13 protein-coding genes are annotated in these 14,592 nt (G+C 54.6%); 2 read left to right on the forward strand and 11 right to left on the reverse strand.

Features of this window, described 5'->3' with window-relative positions:
* Nucleotides 1-97: 97 nt before the first annotated feature.
* The 7 genes from ACUHMQ_RS11695 to ACUHMQ_RS11725 all read right to left on the reverse strand — a co-directional run bounded on the left by ACUHMQ_RS11695 (nucleotide 98) and on the right by ACUHMQ_RS11725 (nucleotide 10,182).
* Complete coding sequence (locus tag ACUHMQ_RS11695) at nucleotides 98-1,429, reverse strand: ATP-binding protein (RefSeq protein WP_445295640.1); 1,332 nt, start codon at nucleotides 1,427-1,429, stop codon at nucleotides 98-100.
* A complete protein-coding gene (locus tag ACUHMQ_RS11700) occupies nucleotides 1,429-2,106 on the reverse strand; it encodes a response regulator transcription factor (RefSeq protein WP_445295641.1) in 678 nt (225 codons plus the stop codon). The genes ACUHMQ_RS11695 and ACUHMQ_RS11700 overlap by 1 nt, the downstream gene beginning before the upstream one ends.
* Nucleotides 2,107-2,109: 3 nt before the next feature.
* Nucleotides 2,110-2,352: a PepSY domain-containing protein gene (locus ACUHMQ_RS11705; protein WP_445295642.1), complete on the reverse strand. Its 243-nt coding sequence runs from the start codon at nucleotides 2,350-2,352 to the stop codon at nucleotides 2,110-2,112.
* A gap of 393 nt (nucleotides 2,353-2,745) precedes the next feature.
* Complete coding sequence (locus tag ACUHMQ_RS11710) at nucleotides 2,746-3,252, reverse strand: glycine zipper 2TM domain-containing protein (protein WP_445295643.1); 507 nt, start codon at nucleotides 3,250-3,252, stop codon at nucleotides 2,746-2,748.
* 120 nt (nucleotides 3,253-3,372) lie between these two features.
* Entirely contained in the window at nucleotides 3,373-4,026 is a 654-nt protein-coding gene (locus tag ACUHMQ_RS11715; RefSeq protein WP_445295644.1) for a Crp/Fnr family transcriptional regulator, read from the reverse strand.
* A gap of 29 nt (nucleotides 4,027-4,055) precedes the next feature.
* Complete coding sequence (locus ACUHMQ_RS11720) at nucleotides 4,056-4,439, reverse strand: hypothetical protein (RefSeq protein WP_445295645.1); 384 nt, start codon at nucleotides 4,437-4,439, stop codon at nucleotides 4,056-4,058.
* A 106-nt stretch (nucleotides 4,440-4,545) separates the two neighbouring features.
* Nucleotides 4,546-10,182 carry an alpha-2-macroglobulin family protein gene (locus tag ACUHMQ_RS11725; protein ID WP_445295646.1) on the reverse strand — a complete coding sequence of 1,879 codons (5,637 nt, stop codon included), beginning with the start codon at nucleotides 10,180-10,182 and terminating at the stop codon, nucleotides 4,546-4,548.
* A 160-nt stretch (nucleotides 10,183-10,342) separates the two neighbouring features.
* On the opposite strand from ACUHMQ_RS11725, the gene ACUHMQ_RS11730 reads away from it, so the two are divergent.
* Entirely contained in the window at nucleotides 10,343-10,915 is a 573-nt protein-coding gene (locus ACUHMQ_RS11730; RefSeq protein ID WP_445295647.1) for a TetR/AcrR family transcriptional regulator, read from the forward strand.
* Between the two features lie 112 nt (nucleotides 10,916-11,027).
* Nucleotides 11,028-11,795, forward strand: a complete 768-nt coding sequence (locus ACUHMQ_RS11735; protein WP_445295648.1) for a 3-hydroxyacyl-CoA dehydrogenase — start codon at nucleotides 11,028-11,030, stop codon at nucleotides 11,793-11,795.
* A gap of 59 nt (nucleotides 11,796-11,854) precedes the next feature.
* Here the strand turns inward: ACUHMQ_RS11735 and erpA are convergent, their stop codons facing one another.
* The 4 genes from erpA to argC form a co-directional block, all read right to left on the reverse strand.
* Nucleotides 11,855-12,205 carry an iron-sulfur cluster insertion protein ErpA gene (gene erpA / locus ACUHMQ_RS11740; protein WP_445295649.1) on the reverse strand — a complete coding sequence of 117 codons (351 nt, stop codon included), beginning with the start codon at nucleotides 12,203-12,205 and terminating at the stop codon, nucleotides 11,855-11,857.
* A gap of 102 nt (nucleotides 12,206-12,307) precedes the next feature.
* Nucleotides 12,308-12,736, reverse strand: a complete 429-nt coding sequence (locus ACUHMQ_RS11745) for a bactofilin family protein (protein WP_445295650.1) — start codon at nucleotides 12,734-12,736, stop codon at nucleotides 12,308-12,310.
* A gap of 3 nt (nucleotides 12,737-12,739) precedes the next feature.
* Nucleotides 12,740-13,462, reverse strand: coding sequence for a DUF6776 family protein (locus tag ACUHMQ_RS11750; protein WP_445295651.1), 723 nt, complete (start codon nucleotides 13,460-13,462; stop codon nucleotides 12,740-12,742).
* Between the two features lie 6 nt (nucleotides 13,463-13,468).
* Nucleotides 13,469-14,497 (reverse strand): N-acetyl-gamma-glutamyl-phosphate reductase, encoded by a 1,029-nt coding sequence (gene argC, locus ACUHMQ_RS11755; RefSeq protein WP_445295652.1) that lies wholly within the window; start codon nucleotides 14,495-14,497, stop codon nucleotides 13,469-13,471.
* Nucleotides 14,498-14,592 lie beyond the last annotated feature (95 nt).

Below are 14,592 nucleotides of genomic sequence, written 5' to 3' on the forward strand. Positions count from 1 at the left end.
AGGACTCGCAGAGCGAGGATTCTCCACCACGCTGAGAGGCTAACAAGCCGAACACACAGGACAATGCAGCTCAAACTTAAAGAAACACGGGCTCAACTCAAGCAGCTGCGGGCAATCGAATCTCAACCCGTCCGCCACCCAGCCCGCTACGCGTCAGGTTGATCTCGCCACCATAGGCTGCAACGATATCCGCCACCACAGTAAGGCCGATGCCATGGCCCGGTACCTGCTCATCCAGTCTCACACCGCGTTGAAGAGCTGCGCTTGTATCGCTGAACCCCGGTCCATCATCTTCAAAACAGAGCACCAGACTTCGGTTTTCAACCCGCACAGAACAACGTACGCGGCTACGGGCCCATTTTGCAGCGTTGTCCATCACGTTCCCGCAAACCTCAAACACATCCCCTTCATCGAGCTTCCAACTGAGCTTTGGTCGGCAATCAATTTCAAATTGCAGATTACGCTCGGCGTAAACCTTACCCAACGAATCGACAATACGCTGTAAAACAGGGGCCAGAACCAAGGCTGGTGCAAAACGGGTCGCTCCACTTGCTCCCGCCCGGCCCAGCTGGTGCTGCACGATGCCATCCATGCGTGCAACCTGCTCTTCCACGGTCTGCATCAACGTGGTGGGGTCACTCAAGCCACCACGCAATACCGCCAGCGGGGTTTTCAGGCTATGGGCCAAATCACCCAACGCATCTTTGTAACGCCGCTGCCGTGCACGTTCCTGCTCGATCAATGTATTCAGGTTGTCAGTCAACGCTGCCAACTCAGTAGGGTATTGCTCTTCCAGCCGCGTCTGTTCGCCGCCTTCAATCCGGCGGATCTCACGCGCCACACGACGTAAGGGGGCTAACCCCCAACCCAGCAAAAGGGTCTGTGCAATCAACAACACCAAGGCTGCACCACCCAGCCAGGCCCATAGCGTGTTACGAAACTGTTTCAATTCGCGCTGGAACTCAGTGTCTTCCTCCACCACAGCGAAGCTCAACGGCTGTGCGCGGGGGCCATCCGCCCATAGCACACCATAGGCCGCAGTAAGGTAACGCTTGCCATCGCGTTCACGCTCGTCATAGAACCACTTGCCAGCCTGGAGTCCACGAGGAAACGGCGGCCGCACCCCTAAAGTGGAAGAGGATTGCCACTCTTCCCGATGGTTAGGATTGGAAACATTGGCATACAGGCCGGAACTCGGCAGGGAAAAACGAGGCTCTGTCAACGCTGGCGGCATCACCAAAGCACCATCCGCATCGAGCTCCGCAGCGGCCATAAGTAAGTAGACATCACCTTGCAGTCGTGCACGGTGGGCAGAGAGAGCACTATCAAAAAAAGCACGCTCAAGGGCGTAACCGGCACCCGCCAAAAAGCTGGTCAAAACAAAGAAAGCACCCAACATCAGCCGGGTGCGGATGGAACCAGACCCCATCAACCCGGCTCAAGTACGAAGCGATAACCCCGTCCGCGCAAAGTCTCGATCGGTGCAAGCGAGCCATCAGGGTCCAACTTGCGCCGCAATCTGCCTATCAGCACTTCCAGCACATTGCTGTCGCGGTCCTCATCGTGCGGGTAAAGGTAATCCGATAGCTCCTGCTTGCTCACCACCCGGGCCCGTTCACGTACCAGGTATTCCAACATGCGGTATTCAAATGTAGTGAGATCAACCGCAACGCCATTTACCCTGGCTTGCTGGGCAGAAAAATCGAGGCTGATCGGCCCCAACGTCAAGGTATCGGAGGCTGCCTTCAAAGAACGGCGCAACAACGCCTTCACCCGCGCAGCCAACTCCGGGTATTCAAACGGTTTGACCAGATAATCATCCGCGCCGGCTTCCAGGCCTGTCACCTTGTCCTGCCAGCTGCCACGTGCCGTCAGAATCAGAATCGGCAATGTCTTGCCGTTGGCGCGTATCTTCTCCACAACAGACAAGCCACTGAGCTTTGGCAGGCCCAGATCAACAATCGCAAGGTCCACTGGATATTCATTGGCCTGGAACAAGCCATCCTCGCCATCTGCGGCTTCATCCACCCGATAGCCATCTGCCTCCAATTGCTTTTTCAAGCTATGGCGCAATGGGGCTTCATCTTCAATTAAAAGTAATCGCATCGCTTAACCAGCCCGGCCCGTAGCCACATCAATGAATATCACTCTGACTTCACCCTGCGCTGTCACCACTTTAACCCGCCATACGGGCTGGCCATCGCGCTCGGCTCTTTCCACCGATAACACCCGCCCACCGCTCTGGCGCTGGGCAATCGCCGCAGCATCATCACGGCTTACATCGGCCCAAGCCGGGTTGGCAGCTATTAACAGCAGACAACTGAGGCAAAGCAGAAGTGGTTTCATCATCATGCTCATATCCATTCTGGCAAACAGGCTAGCCATTGTATTACGAGCAGCGCGAACAACCGTGTCTCGTATGGTTTGCCTACAGCCAAAAGCCAACGCTTGTTAATCGCCTAAATGGACCAGACCTTGATGACGCCTGCCCTATTTACATTGCATGGGTTCAATTTGAACCCAGGTACAAGGCGGAAAATACGAAAGCATAGTGACCCAAATCAGCCATTTAAAACGCAGACATCCACCTGAAGACAGATATGCAGGACAACTGCTCTTTTAATCCATAGTACATATTCCGCTACACCTTAGAACCTGCTTACAATCTTGCTGTGTAACCGTGATCAGGGCTCATATGCCGCTCGGCAATAAGGTGTGGTGTATACAGAATACAGAGCCAACCCATTAATTCACAGGTTCCACAGAGACGCGTACCTGCATAGTCCTGCCTGGGTTCTCACTCATAATCGTGCTGTATTGCTGACCACGATACTCATATTCCACACGGTAGCCGACCAAACGACGCTGCCAATCTTCCACAGTGCGACAACGCTTGATTTCGCGAGGTACTTCCTCGGTATAACCACCACGATCACGGTTGTCGATGTTGTCACCAGCCAACGCACCCACTACCGCGCCAACCGCTGTCGCTGCTTCGCGACCATGGCCTTTACCGACCTGATTACCAATCAGCGCACCGGCCAAGCCACCAATCACAGCACCGCCGTATTGGCGTTGGGCAGGCACTTCCCGCGTTTCACGAACCCATTCACTGCTGCATTCCTTACGTGGTGTGTTGGTCCGCTCGTATTCCGGTGTGGCGCTACGCACACGGGCAACATCAGTGAAAGACTCAGCATGGGCTGCTACGATGCTGGTGGCCAACAGGCAAAGGGTAGTAATACGTTTCATGGCGTGCTCCTTGTTAGTTAAGTTGCACGCAGTTTGCACTTGAGGCCGTGAACCGAAACTGAATGGTCGCCACAAAGAAAAACCGGCGCTTTTGCGCCGGCTGGTTGGGTCCTGAAACGGTCAAAATGCATCTGGCAGCTTCTGCAATATGATCAACCGCTTGTTTTCCAGGCGGACATAACCGCCAAAAACCAACTCTTTCATAATCCGTGCCACCATTTCACGCGAAGAACCTACGCGGTCCGCTATTGCTTGCTGGGTCAGGGGCTCATCTATCATGACCTGGCCATCACGCTCAATTGCCAAGTCTTCAAACAGAATGCGCACCCGCGTATAAACGTCGCGCAGCGCCAGATTTTTCACTGCCTCGGTCAACTGGCGGGTCCGGTGCACCAGATTCACCAAGACCTTGAACTGGATATGTGGGTGATTGTGCAGCAATGCGAGGAAATCCTCCTTCTGGATCACCAGGAAGGTGCACTGATCTTCCGTTTCAACCGATGCAGTACGTGGCTCATCATCCAACAGCGCCAACTCACCCACGTACTCGCCCGGCCCTAATACCGCGAGGATATATTCCTTGCCATTTACATCGCTGACGTACACCTTCATTCGTCCCTGCACCAGCAGGAACATCGAGCTACCAGCCTCACCTTCGTTGATGATAATGGTGCCCTTGGCATACGTTCTGGAAGCCGCAGAGGCTTCTACATGGGACAGCTCTTCATCGGACAACCCAAAAAAGAGGGGGATCTGTTTCAGTGTGGCTCTCATACGATGCCCTCCACGGTAATACTCTTCAGTTAGTGACCCGACGAAGATGCCGCTTTTTCCGCATCAGCCGTTGGTTTCGCCTCAGCCGATTTCTCTTCAGTCGCTTCCGTCCCGCCACCAATCTCGATACTGGAAACCGCCGCCCCCTTTTTGGGTGGGTCGGGTAATGGCGGGATCACCTCCAGCTTATTCTTAGCCATGTATTCATTCATTTCCTTCCAGCCGGAAAAAACATCGGCCTTTGAAACCCGGGGGTTACGCTGGAAACAATCTTCCAGCGATCGCCCCGTATGCCGGCAGGCTGCACCGATGGCACGACCGTTGAGCTTGGACTGGTTAGCCAACTCGGTGATTCGCTCACAGCCAGATAAGCCCAATACCAGCACAGCCAGAAAAAAAATGCGTGTAGTCATCGTATTCCGGCGTTGATTTCAAATAAGTTCAAGTAGTACTTAAATTGTAAGCCACTTTCCCGCAATACCTAGTATTCCGACCAAAGCGATAACCTCGGCGTTTCGATCACTCCACCTTGAGAGGTAAGTTAGGTGTTTCGCCAAATCGTTCCGGCGCATATAAAGCCTCAACGCGCGTGGCTGGCAAAGGGAATTCGCCACGCGTATTGAAACGCACGGTGTATTCCAGCACATGGCGTCCCTTTGGCAACCAATCGTAATAAGCGCGATAGGCTGTCTCGCCCTTTTCCTCAAAAGCCGGCCAAGCACCTTCGCGATTTTCCTTGCTTGCAAGAATAGTCGAGTCGGTTGCCATGCCACGCCCAAGTAAAGTAGCTCCCGCGGGGATCGGATCATTCACGGCAACCCAGGTCATATCGGCTTGAGCGTCGATTGTCAGCCTTGCCCGCCAGACCTCGCCACGTGCAAATGTCTTACCCTTGGCGTCTACAGGTTCCCAGCGTTTCTCCACCCGGTAACCCGCGTTCAATGGCGCCCGTAACGGTATTGCGGCCCGAGCCTCCACTATGGCCCACGGCTTGCCTTGACCTTGATGGGTCAACTGCAGGCTGGCCGGCTTTTCGGGCCACGCGAGTTTGAGCGTCCCACCCTTGGGCGACTTTGCCCAATCAAATCGGGTTTCATTCCCAAGCTTCGCTACAGTACTGCCTGTAGGCACCCCTGCTTCCGCTTCCTGCGCAAACCGGCGTAACGCCAGCGCGCCCCAGGCATTGGCGACCGTTGTATCCCAATGCCCACGCTGCTGCCTGCTGACCACGCCACGCGCCAGCCGACCCAGGTCAGCACGATTGCCCTTCACGGTCAACGCATCCAGCAGAATCCTGGCGGCATCGGCATCGGCGGAATCCATACTCCACCATGCATCGTCAGCTACAGCAGTCGAGAAATTCAACGAAGTCCCCGACATATCCAGCCTTGCATTGAGAATCTGCCGAGCTTCCTTCAGTTTTTCCGGTTGTTTAGGCAGGTCAGTCAGCTTTTCCAGTACAGCGATCCAGTCCAGCAAGGTGGCAGTAGACCAACGGTTTGGCTCCAGCACCAAGCCATCAAGCATGGCTGGACGGGCAGCATCCCACCGCGCCAAGGCAGCAATGGCATCCAGCTTGCGGCTGGCCCGGTGCGTACTGTCACTCGGAAACTCCTCCCGCGCCAGACGGCCTTCAACATAAGCCGTCAAAGCCTGCTTCATCCGCTCACGCCCCTTATCAGGCAGTTCCCAGCCACTCGCAGCCGACAGCGTCAACAGATGTGCAGTCAGCACCGGGCTGCCTCGCTCTACCGTCGGGAAGTACTTGGCAAGGCCGTCGCTATCGAGATACCCATCCAACCTCGCCACAATGGCTTTCCAGGATGCTTCATCATTCAATCCCAAGGCTTTCGAGGTCTGCTGCTCAAGACAGGTATAGGGGTAAGCGCGCCAATAGTCGGCTACGCCATCCAGCGCTGCCACCAAGCTGGGCGACAAAGTAACGTTCACGCCACCACGCCCTGCAATTGCATCGGTCGGTCGAGCCAATGGCAGATCCAGATTGGGCGGAAGCTGCGTAATCGTCGCCTGCAGCACACGCACTGGTACTGCCGGGATAACCGACTGACTGAACGCCAACTTATCGTATTGGCGACCAGCGTTGTCCTGAACCATCACGGTCCAATCGAGTTTCCCGATATCGGTGGGCGTAACCACCGGCCAAATGATTTCTCGCGCTTCATCGCCACCTAAACTGATCACCTGGTCCGGTAGTGCAGGCAAACCCTTGGCACTGGCCTTCACTGTCAACGCCACGGCATCTTTGGTGGTATTGCGGACCGTAAAGCCTGCCTCAAAGTGGTCTCCCTCTCGCACAGTACGCGCCAAGCCGTTGAACAACATCACATCCTTGCTGGCACGGATACTGGTTTCGCCGGTACCAAAGCGGTCACTGCCGGACGTGGCAACCGCAACAATACGGAAGCTGGTCAGCGAATCATTCAGCGGTATCTCCACGCTGGCTTCACCGTTGGCATCCAGCGTTACCCGGCCTTTCCACAACAGCAGCGTATCGAAAAGCTCGCGCGTGCCATTACGTCCACCGCCACCACCTATCGGCACCGCCTTACGACCAAAGTGACGCTTACCAATTACCTGTCCTTGGGCCGTCGCCGTGTAAAAACCGTAGCCACGCTCACCCAACATAGCGGGTAGCAACTTCCAACTCTCGTTGGCACGCAGCTGCAGAAGCCCTTCATCGACTGCAGCCAAGGCGATTTCCGAGCCCTTAGCCATTGGCTTGCCATCGACGCGTTTCACAACGACCTTTACCTTGGCTTTATCTCGCACCTGGTAAAGCGGCTTATCAGCTGTCACCTTCACGTCCAAACCGTAGTCTTTGCTGCCGACTTTCAGTTTGATTACACCAAGCTTATAGGCCGGCTTCGCAAGGTCGAGTAATGCCGTCGCACTGGGCTCCGCAACTCTGCCACGCACTGCCAAGACAGAAACGAATACGTTCGGACCATAGTGGGGATGAATAGGCAGCTTGATAACAGGGTTGGCTGCACTGAGCGTTACCGTACGCCATTCCAGCACTTTCTCGCGTTCAACCGCTACCAACGCAGTAACCTCACGGAAAGGCATAACAACACGTACCGTAGCTGTCTCACCCGGTTCGTACTGTTTCTTATCGGCGATCAGGTCGATACGATCCCCATCATTGCTGCTGTCCCAACTCTCTCCCTCGCCAGGAAGCCATACTTCATTCATTGCATAGGCCACATGGCCCGCGTCGTCACTGCTGCTGACCCGCACCACTACGTTGCCCTTGAACTTGGCAGGGAATGAACAGGCCAGACGACCGCGGGTATCCGTTTTCCCGCTACAGATATCTCCCAAGGGTTGATAGCGGGTTTCATGCTCGTAGCTATAGAAGCCCCCAACCAGCCGTTTACGATGGCTGAACACCTCCCGTGACCATGCCTGGGCTTTGACTTGCCGTCCGGAAAGCGGCTTCCCGACAAGATTGGCAACACCAAGCTCCAGCGACATACCACCTTGAGACTTCCTCTCGCCAAACTTCAAGCCGGTCTGCACCGCTGAAGGCCATAACAGTGTACGGGTGGAAGAAGTCTGAACCTCACCGTTGGGATCACGGTATTCCAACTCTGCATTCAACCAAGCCGGGCTGCTCTGCTTACGCCAACCATCCAATACCAACGTCGCGCCACCAGCTTTATCCAATACCGCATTTTTGACTTCCAGTACTTGGTCTGCCTCAGGGTTTTCAACTTCCTCATCCCCCGACGCGCCCCCCTTGAGCACATTGGCAGAGACATCACCATTCGCAAATGTGAAGCCCTCGAAGTCATCAAGCTGACGGTGCTCCGCAGGCCGCACCACCGCTCGCAGCTTGACCGCCTCGCCCGCAGCAGGACCACCTGCCAGATATTGCACCTGGGCTACAGCCTGTATGCTATTGACTGCAACTGTATCGGATGGCAGTTTGACCATGCCCCGCATCAGTGGCACACGGAACTCGGCCACATTAAGCACGCCGGCCTCGCCCAGACCATTAACCTGCTTCCCTTGCTTGCGCTCCATCTCGATGCTGTAGCTGCCAAGCTTTGCCTCGGTAGGCACTTTCCAGCTGATTTCAGCCGCACCGGCACGCCATACCAGCGGCAATACCGTGTCCTCATCAGAGCCCATATGCCGCAACTTCACTTGATTGGGCAACTGACCTGCAGGAACGAATCCAAAACCGCTTGCTGTCTTTTCTCGCGCCACAAGCTTCATCGCCACGGTTTCACCCACCCGATACAAACCCCGGTCGAGTACTGCGTGGTAACTACGGCGCTGATTACGGTCATGCTCGGTATTCAAACCGAATCGCCACGGCTCGATGCCTTCGTCCCAGTTGGATGCGACGAAGCTGACATCTTCTCCTTGGCGAGCAAACGCAAATAGTGGGCAATCGTAGCGCTCGGCCGGCAAGGCTTTATTCAGCTGCCACACACCTTGCTTGTTGGTCTTACCTGCAGCCAGCTGCTTGCCTTTACAGTCCAATACGCTGACTGTCGCGTTATTGACCAACCAACCCTTATCCAGCGTTGTCACCCACACCAGCGCGTCATCCATCCCACGCCTGAAGTGCACGCCCAGGTTGGTCACCAATGCACCACTCGCCACAAACATGGGAGCGGCAGGCTGTAAGTTCCGCTTACCTAACCGTTCACTCTCCACTTCCACCACAGTCAGACCAGTCTTAGGGAGAGGCAGGCCGATGACTTCCGCGGCGCGATCATCGTTTGGTGTAGGCAACTGATAACGCTGGGCTGCTGCAACCTTCTTGAGCAACGACCCAGAGCGATAATCCTGCCCCGCTGCCGGCTGGGCACCTCGCTTCAAAGCTTGGTACCAGCGCAGGATATCGGCTTCCCTGTTTACATTCAGCTGCCGATAGGGCAATCCCAACGACTTACCTGCAGGCTTGCTGTCCATGGCTGTCTTGGCAGCATCGACCAGGTTGTCAAAGAAACCAGGGGCAGGCTTATCCTTTGCCTTCGTTGCGACTCCGACATTTCTTACGGTAACCGGCAACACCCCGACGCTACGCTCTACCAAGCCAAAGTCCGCCGCAAACTTGGCCAGGGCAGGAAAGGTATCCACTTTGACAGTCTGCGGAAACTGGCCGGCGTTGCTGAGCGAGCGGCCGTATTCATCACGCACCCCATCCGGCAAGGTCAGTTTCAACGAAGCACTCTCAGGAAAGAGCGGCTTGAAACGTACACCAGAAACCAATTGTGCGTTTTCAGAGTCGTCTGAGGCCCCCTCATCGTTGAAAATGAGCTCAGGTGCCCAGCTCTGCTTACCGTCTGAACTGCGCAAACTGATCTGGCGGGCCAACTTTGCATCAACCCCCTCAGAAAAACGTAATTCAATCGGCGCCAATGGCAGACAATCAGCCTTCTCTCTCGTGCGTTCACACGATACCCACGCAGTAAAGCGCGGCCGGACATGAAATTCGAATTCCATCGGCTCACGCAGGCTGGCCCCATTCGCCGCACTCAAGCCAGCATCGAAAACGAGTTTCAGAGAAGCTTCGTTCGGCAAGGGGCGCTGACACCGCAGCGCTTCTGCGTTGGCAGGCCAGCGCTTGCGATCTTCCCCGAAGTATCCAGCCAGCAACTTTTCTCTCTCGGCTACCGGCATGATCACTGCCGGTATGCGTTCGCGCACGCCTTCCACTTCACAACGTGTCTTTGCCGCTAACGATGCTGGTGTGGGAGGAGCTGCAAAACTGACTATGAATACCTGGTCTTCGGCAATGGGCTGCCAATTTTCTGGCCAGATAGCACCCGGCTCCGGCCCACCGGTTGAAAAGCTGTAACTGGCTGGGCTGAGGGAACTGCCCGCCAAGCTCTTCAAGTTTGGCTTCAGGCGAAACTGGCACTGCGTCGCCGCGGGTAAATCGCGGTTAAAGTCGTAAACCCAGTTACGGTCATCCAGCCACCGGCCTGCACCTTTTTCCTCGCCACAGGTCACATCAAACGGATCAGCAAGCCTGGGGTCGCCAAAGCGAACCATGGGTTCACTGAAGCGTGCCTTGGCTTGACGTACTTCGCGGACAGCGCCCTGAGGAGAAAAGCTCTCTAACTCAGCGGCACCAACCAATATAGGAAGACAGATAAATAACCAGCGAGGACGCATAGCCGCTTTCACATATGAACAATGTGGCTTACATGCTAGCAGGCCACAGATTAGAGCATTTATTAAGGTTTTACCTTACCAGCAAGCGCTAGACTGAGGGAAAAGTATAAAATGCGGCAACTCCCCGGCAACTACCGCCATCTAACCAGAAAATCACACCATGACATCCCAAGAAGAAAAAACTCGCCGCGCCGAGCTCATTATGGCGGCCAGCCGTCTGTTCAAGGAGCAGGGCTATGAGCGTACCACGGTGCGCGATCTGGCCCAGGCTGTTGGCATGCAGTCAGGCAGCCTGTTCTACCACTTCCGTACCAAGGAAGAGATGCTGGTAGCCGTGATGGCTGCCGGCATAGGCGAGTTGACCGATCGCCTGGAAGAAGCGCTAGCCGAAGCCAAGACACCACTAGACAGATTACAGACCGTATTCCGCGTTCACCTCGAAACCCTGCTCGGAGATGACAAAGGTGCATTATCGGTGTTGTTATACGAGTGGCCGAGCTTATCTGACAAGGCGCGTGCAGAATTAATCAAACTACGTGACAGCTACGAACGCGACTGGCAACAGGTATTGGATGAAGCTGCTGCGGCCGGACTCGTACACAACGATACGCGCCTCTTGCGCAAGTTGCTGCTGGGTGGACTGCACTGGACCATTCAATGGTACAAGGCCGATGGCGGCAGTACCCCCAGAGAACTTGCCGACCGCATGCTGAGCTTGGTTCTGAAAAAATAAGCACACACCGTATCCCACGCCCTCCTTAACCAAAGGGGGGCGTTTTTCATGGTGGCCATGGGTCTGTTCCAATGCCCGGCCAACCTTTTCCATAAGAACAGGAGACAAAGTCATGCAGATAAAAAACAGCGTTGTACTCGTCAGCGGAGGTGCTTCCGGGCTTGGTGAAGCTGTTGTGCGTAAGGTGGTGGCAAGCGGTGGGCGCGCTATTATTGCGGACCGGAACAACACTGCAGGTGCAAAACTGGCCGATGAACTAGGCGCATCGGTTCAATTCGTGCAAACCGACGTGGCGGATGAAGCCAGTTGCCGCGCCGTTGTGGCGTTAGCTGTCAGCCAGTTTGGCCGGCTAGATGCACTGGTCAATTGTGCTGGCATCGTTCACGGTGAAAAGGTGGTGGGCCGCGAAGCGCCCCATTCGCTCGATGCATTCAAACGCGTCATCGATGTGAACCTGATAGGCAGCTTTAATCTACTCCGACTGGCCGCAGAGGCGATGAGCAAACAGAACGCTCAAGAGTCTGGTGAGCGTGGGGTCATTATCAATACCTCATCGATTGCCGCCTTCGACGGCCAGATCGGCCAATGTGCCTATACCGCATCCAAAGCAGGCATTGTAGGGCTGACCTTGCCTGCAGCACGTGAATTGGCGCGTTTTGGCATTCGCGTCATGACCATCGCCCCTGGTATCTTCAAGACACCGATGATGGCCAGCCTGCCCGACGATGTACAAGATGCCCTGGGTGCTGCAGTCCCATTCCCTTCCCGCCTAGGCGAGCCAGCTGAGTTTGCGCACCTGGTTGGTGCGATTATTGAAAACCCCATGTTGAATGGTGAGGTAATCCGTCTTGATGGTGCAATGCGTATGCAGCCCAAGTAATTAGAACAACCAATAAAAAAGCCCCGGCAATTCGGGGCTTCTATATGCCTGGATATCGATCAAACAGAGAAAGACGAACCGCAGCCGCAGGTTGATGATGCATTCGGGTTCTTAATAGTGAACTGGGAACCTTCAATGCTTTCTACATAGTCGATTTCAGCCCCCACCAGATACTGGTAACTCATGGGGTCTACCAACAAAGTCACCCCATTCTTTTCATAGGGTGTGTCATCGTCGTTGACGATTTCATCGAATGTAAAACCATACTGGAAACCCGAGCAACCACCGCCAGTGACGAATACACGCAGTTTCAGATCCGGGTTGCCTTCCTCGGCGATCAGATCCGCCACCTTTGCAGCAGCATTGTCTGTGAATATAAAGGGGGTGTTCATTTCGGCGGGGGCATTCATGGCGGTTACTCCAACAAATCAGTGATTTACAGCGTCGATTATCCGCGTTTGGGAAGCGTTTGTTAACCCAATTATTGCGAGAGACTTACCTTACAGATGGAGTCACTCGTCCACTGTTTCAAGTTTAGCTATCTTTTTCGCTGGCGGCAGTAAGGCCGGCTTGTTGTCCGCGCCGCCCATATGAATCAATTGTCCGACAACGACAGCGCCAGGGTGCATTTCCAGCGAGTTGTAATACACATCGCCCACCACCTTGCATTTGGATTGCAGCTCCAAATAATGAGATGCATGAATGGGGCCTTCGATTGAGCCGTTAAGCACCAGATGTGATACGCGCACAGTACCGCGGATCTTGGCTTTTTCACTTACCACCAAGGTGCTGGGTTTGTCGTCAACTGCGGTGACATCGCCGACTATTTCTCCATCAATACGCAACCCGCCACCAAAGTTCATGTTCCCTTCAATACGGGCATCCAAACCAATCAAACTATCAATCCGGTTTGTGGCTTTATGTTTGTCTTTACCAAACACGGTTTATCCTTTCACATCATAAATGCGTGTCAGCCGCGTGCGGTTTTCGCCAGCAGCATAAATTCTGAGTTCAACCTGCTTTAGGGTCACATCTACGGGCAGGTTTGTCTCCCGCTCCAGGCGAGTGAAACGAGATACAGTAAAAGCCTCTCTCGGCAGCGGCCAAAGTACAGTTTCCCGTTTGCCGTTACGTTCGGTCGTCAACCGGAACTCCAGTTCACCTTTAAACGCCTCTTGGCTCGACTGCCCCTGCAACAAGATTGCGCTGAGGCGATAATGCCCCGGCCCAAGTGTTTCCACCCGGAAGACTTCAATAGCAAGGGCTGGCGCACGGTCAGTCTTGGTCAGCAAAGACTCGTAGAAACCTACCCGTTCGCGTAACCCACCATTATCGGCTTGCAATTGCTGTAACTGGCGCGACAATGTCTCCCGGGTGGCCAACTCAACGCGGAGCTGCTGCTCCAGCGCGATCAGCTTTTGACGCGTATCACCCAATTCCTGCGTCAGCCGGCTGGCTTCGCGCGATGCGCCTTGCACCGCCAATATGGCATTTGGGTCGCGCCGCCCTTCGCTCTCTCCATAGCGAAATAGCAGCATACCAATACCCGCCAAAGCAGCGACGCTGAGCAACGTCAATCCCATCAGGATATACCAGGGTCGATGCTGCCTTACCGCCAGCTTTGCGGTCGCGAGGTGATTACCACGACGTTTCCAGCGCCTGATCATGAGAAATCAAGGCAACAAAGGAACAATATCCAGGCCCAGCCCTTCGGGCAGACCAAACAGCAGATTCATATTCTGCACAGCTTGCCCTGCGGCCCCCTTAACCAAGTTATCAATCACAGACAGCACCACGACAGTGTCGCCTCCCTGAGGACGATACACCGCAATTCGGCAGGCATTCCCACCCCGCACTGAGCGCGTCTCTGGCGTACTGCCTGCGGGCATAACATCAACAAAGTGCTCATTTGCGTACCGATGTTCAAACAGGCTCTGAACATCTACGTCCTTAGTCAGACGCGCATACAAAGTCGCGTGAATACCGCGAATCATCGGTGTCAAATGCGGTACAAAGGTCAATCTGACAGATTTACCCGCCGCAGTAATCAATCCCTGCTTGATTTCAGGCAAGTGACGATGACCACCAACACCATAGGCTTTGAAGTTGTCGCCTGCTTCGCACAGCAGGGTATGAACCTCTGCTTTACGGCCAGCACCCGATACCCCGGATTTGCAATCGGCGATCAAACTGCCTACATCAACAACACCGGCTTCTATCAACGGCAAAAAGCCCAGTTGTACCGCAGTAGGGTAACAACCAGGATTCGCAACCAGTCGAGCAGACTTGATCCGCTCCCGATTTACTTCCGGTAAACCATAAACTGCACTTGCTACAAGAGCAGGGCTTGTATGGCTCATGCCATACCATTTCTCCCACTCACTAATATCTTTAATACGAAAATCAGCAGCAAGATCAATCACCTTTACACCGGCAGCCAATAATGCCTCTGCTTCTTGCATGGCAATGCCATTGGGCGTAGCAAAGAAGACGACATCACACTTATCCAGCTCGGCTTCTGCAGGTGTAGAAAAAGCAATATCAACATGGCCTCGCAAGCTGGGGTACATTTCCGCTACCGGCATTCCCGCGTCTTTGCGCGAAGTGATTGCCTGGAGTGAAACGCCACCATGGCGTGACAACAACCGTATCAATTCCACGCCCGTATAGCCTGTACCGCCTACGATACCTACCTTGATCATGCCGTAATTCCTTTAAACCTAGTGCCAGAGAGGGTCGATGATACATCGATTCTTTGGTGTACCCAGCCAAGCAGGTAAAGCAAAAAAAAACCGCC

The organism is Chitinimonas violaceus, from assembly GCF_052601015.1.

What these genes read in the sequence shown, in the direction of transcription:
- ACUHMQ_RS11695 (WP_445295640.1), bottom strand. Translation starts at nt 1,429, where the DNA reads ATGGGGTCTGGTTCCATCCGCACCCGGCTGATGTTGGGTGCTTTCTTT.
- ACUHMQ_RS11700 (WP_445295641.1), bottom strand. Translation starts at nt 2,106, where the DNA reads ATGCGATTACTTTTAATTGAAGATGAAGCCCCATTGCGCCATAGCTTG.
- ACUHMQ_RS11705 (WP_445295642.1), bottom strand. Translation starts at nt 2,352, where the DNA reads ATGATGATGAAACCACTTCTGCTTTGCCTCAGTTGTCTGCTGTTAATA.
- ACUHMQ_RS11710 (WP_445295643.1), bottom strand. Translation starts at nt 3,252, where the DNA reads ATGAAACGTATTACTACCCTTTGCCTGTTGGCCACCAGCATCGTAGCA.
- ACUHMQ_RS11715 (WP_445295644.1), bottom strand. Translation starts at nt 4,026, where the DNA reads ATGAGAGCCACACTGAAACAGATCCCCCTCTTTTTTGGGTTGTCCGAT.
- ACUHMQ_RS11720 (WP_445295645.1), bottom strand. Translation starts at nt 4,439, where the DNA reads ATGACTACACGCATTTTTTTTCTGGCTGTGCTGGTATTGGGCTTATCT.
- ACUHMQ_RS11725 (WP_445295646.1), bottom strand. Translation starts at nt 10,182, where the DNA reads ATGCGTCCTCGCTGGTTATTTATCTGTCTTCCTATATTGGTTGGTGCC.
- ACUHMQ_RS11730 (WP_445295647.1), top strand. Translation starts at nt 10,343, where the DNA reads ATGACATCCCAAGAAGAAAAAACTCGCCGCGCCGAGCTCATTATGGCG.
- ACUHMQ_RS11735 (WP_445295648.1), top strand. Translation starts at nt 11,028, where the DNA reads ATGCAGATAAAAAACAGCGTTGTACTCGTCAGCGGAGGTGCTTCCGGG.
- erpA (WP_445295649.1), bottom strand. Translation starts at nt 12,205, where the DNA reads ATGAATGCCCCCGCCGAAATGAACACCCCCTTTATATTCACAGACAAT.
- ACUHMQ_RS11750 (WP_445295651.1), bottom strand. Translation starts at nt 13,462, where the DNA reads ATGATCAGGCGCTGGAAACGTCGTGGTAATCACCTCGCGACCGCAAAG.
- argC (WP_445295652.1), bottom strand. Translation starts at nt 14,497, where the DNA reads ATGATCAAGGTAGGTATCGTAGGCGGTACAGGCTATACGGGCGTGGAA.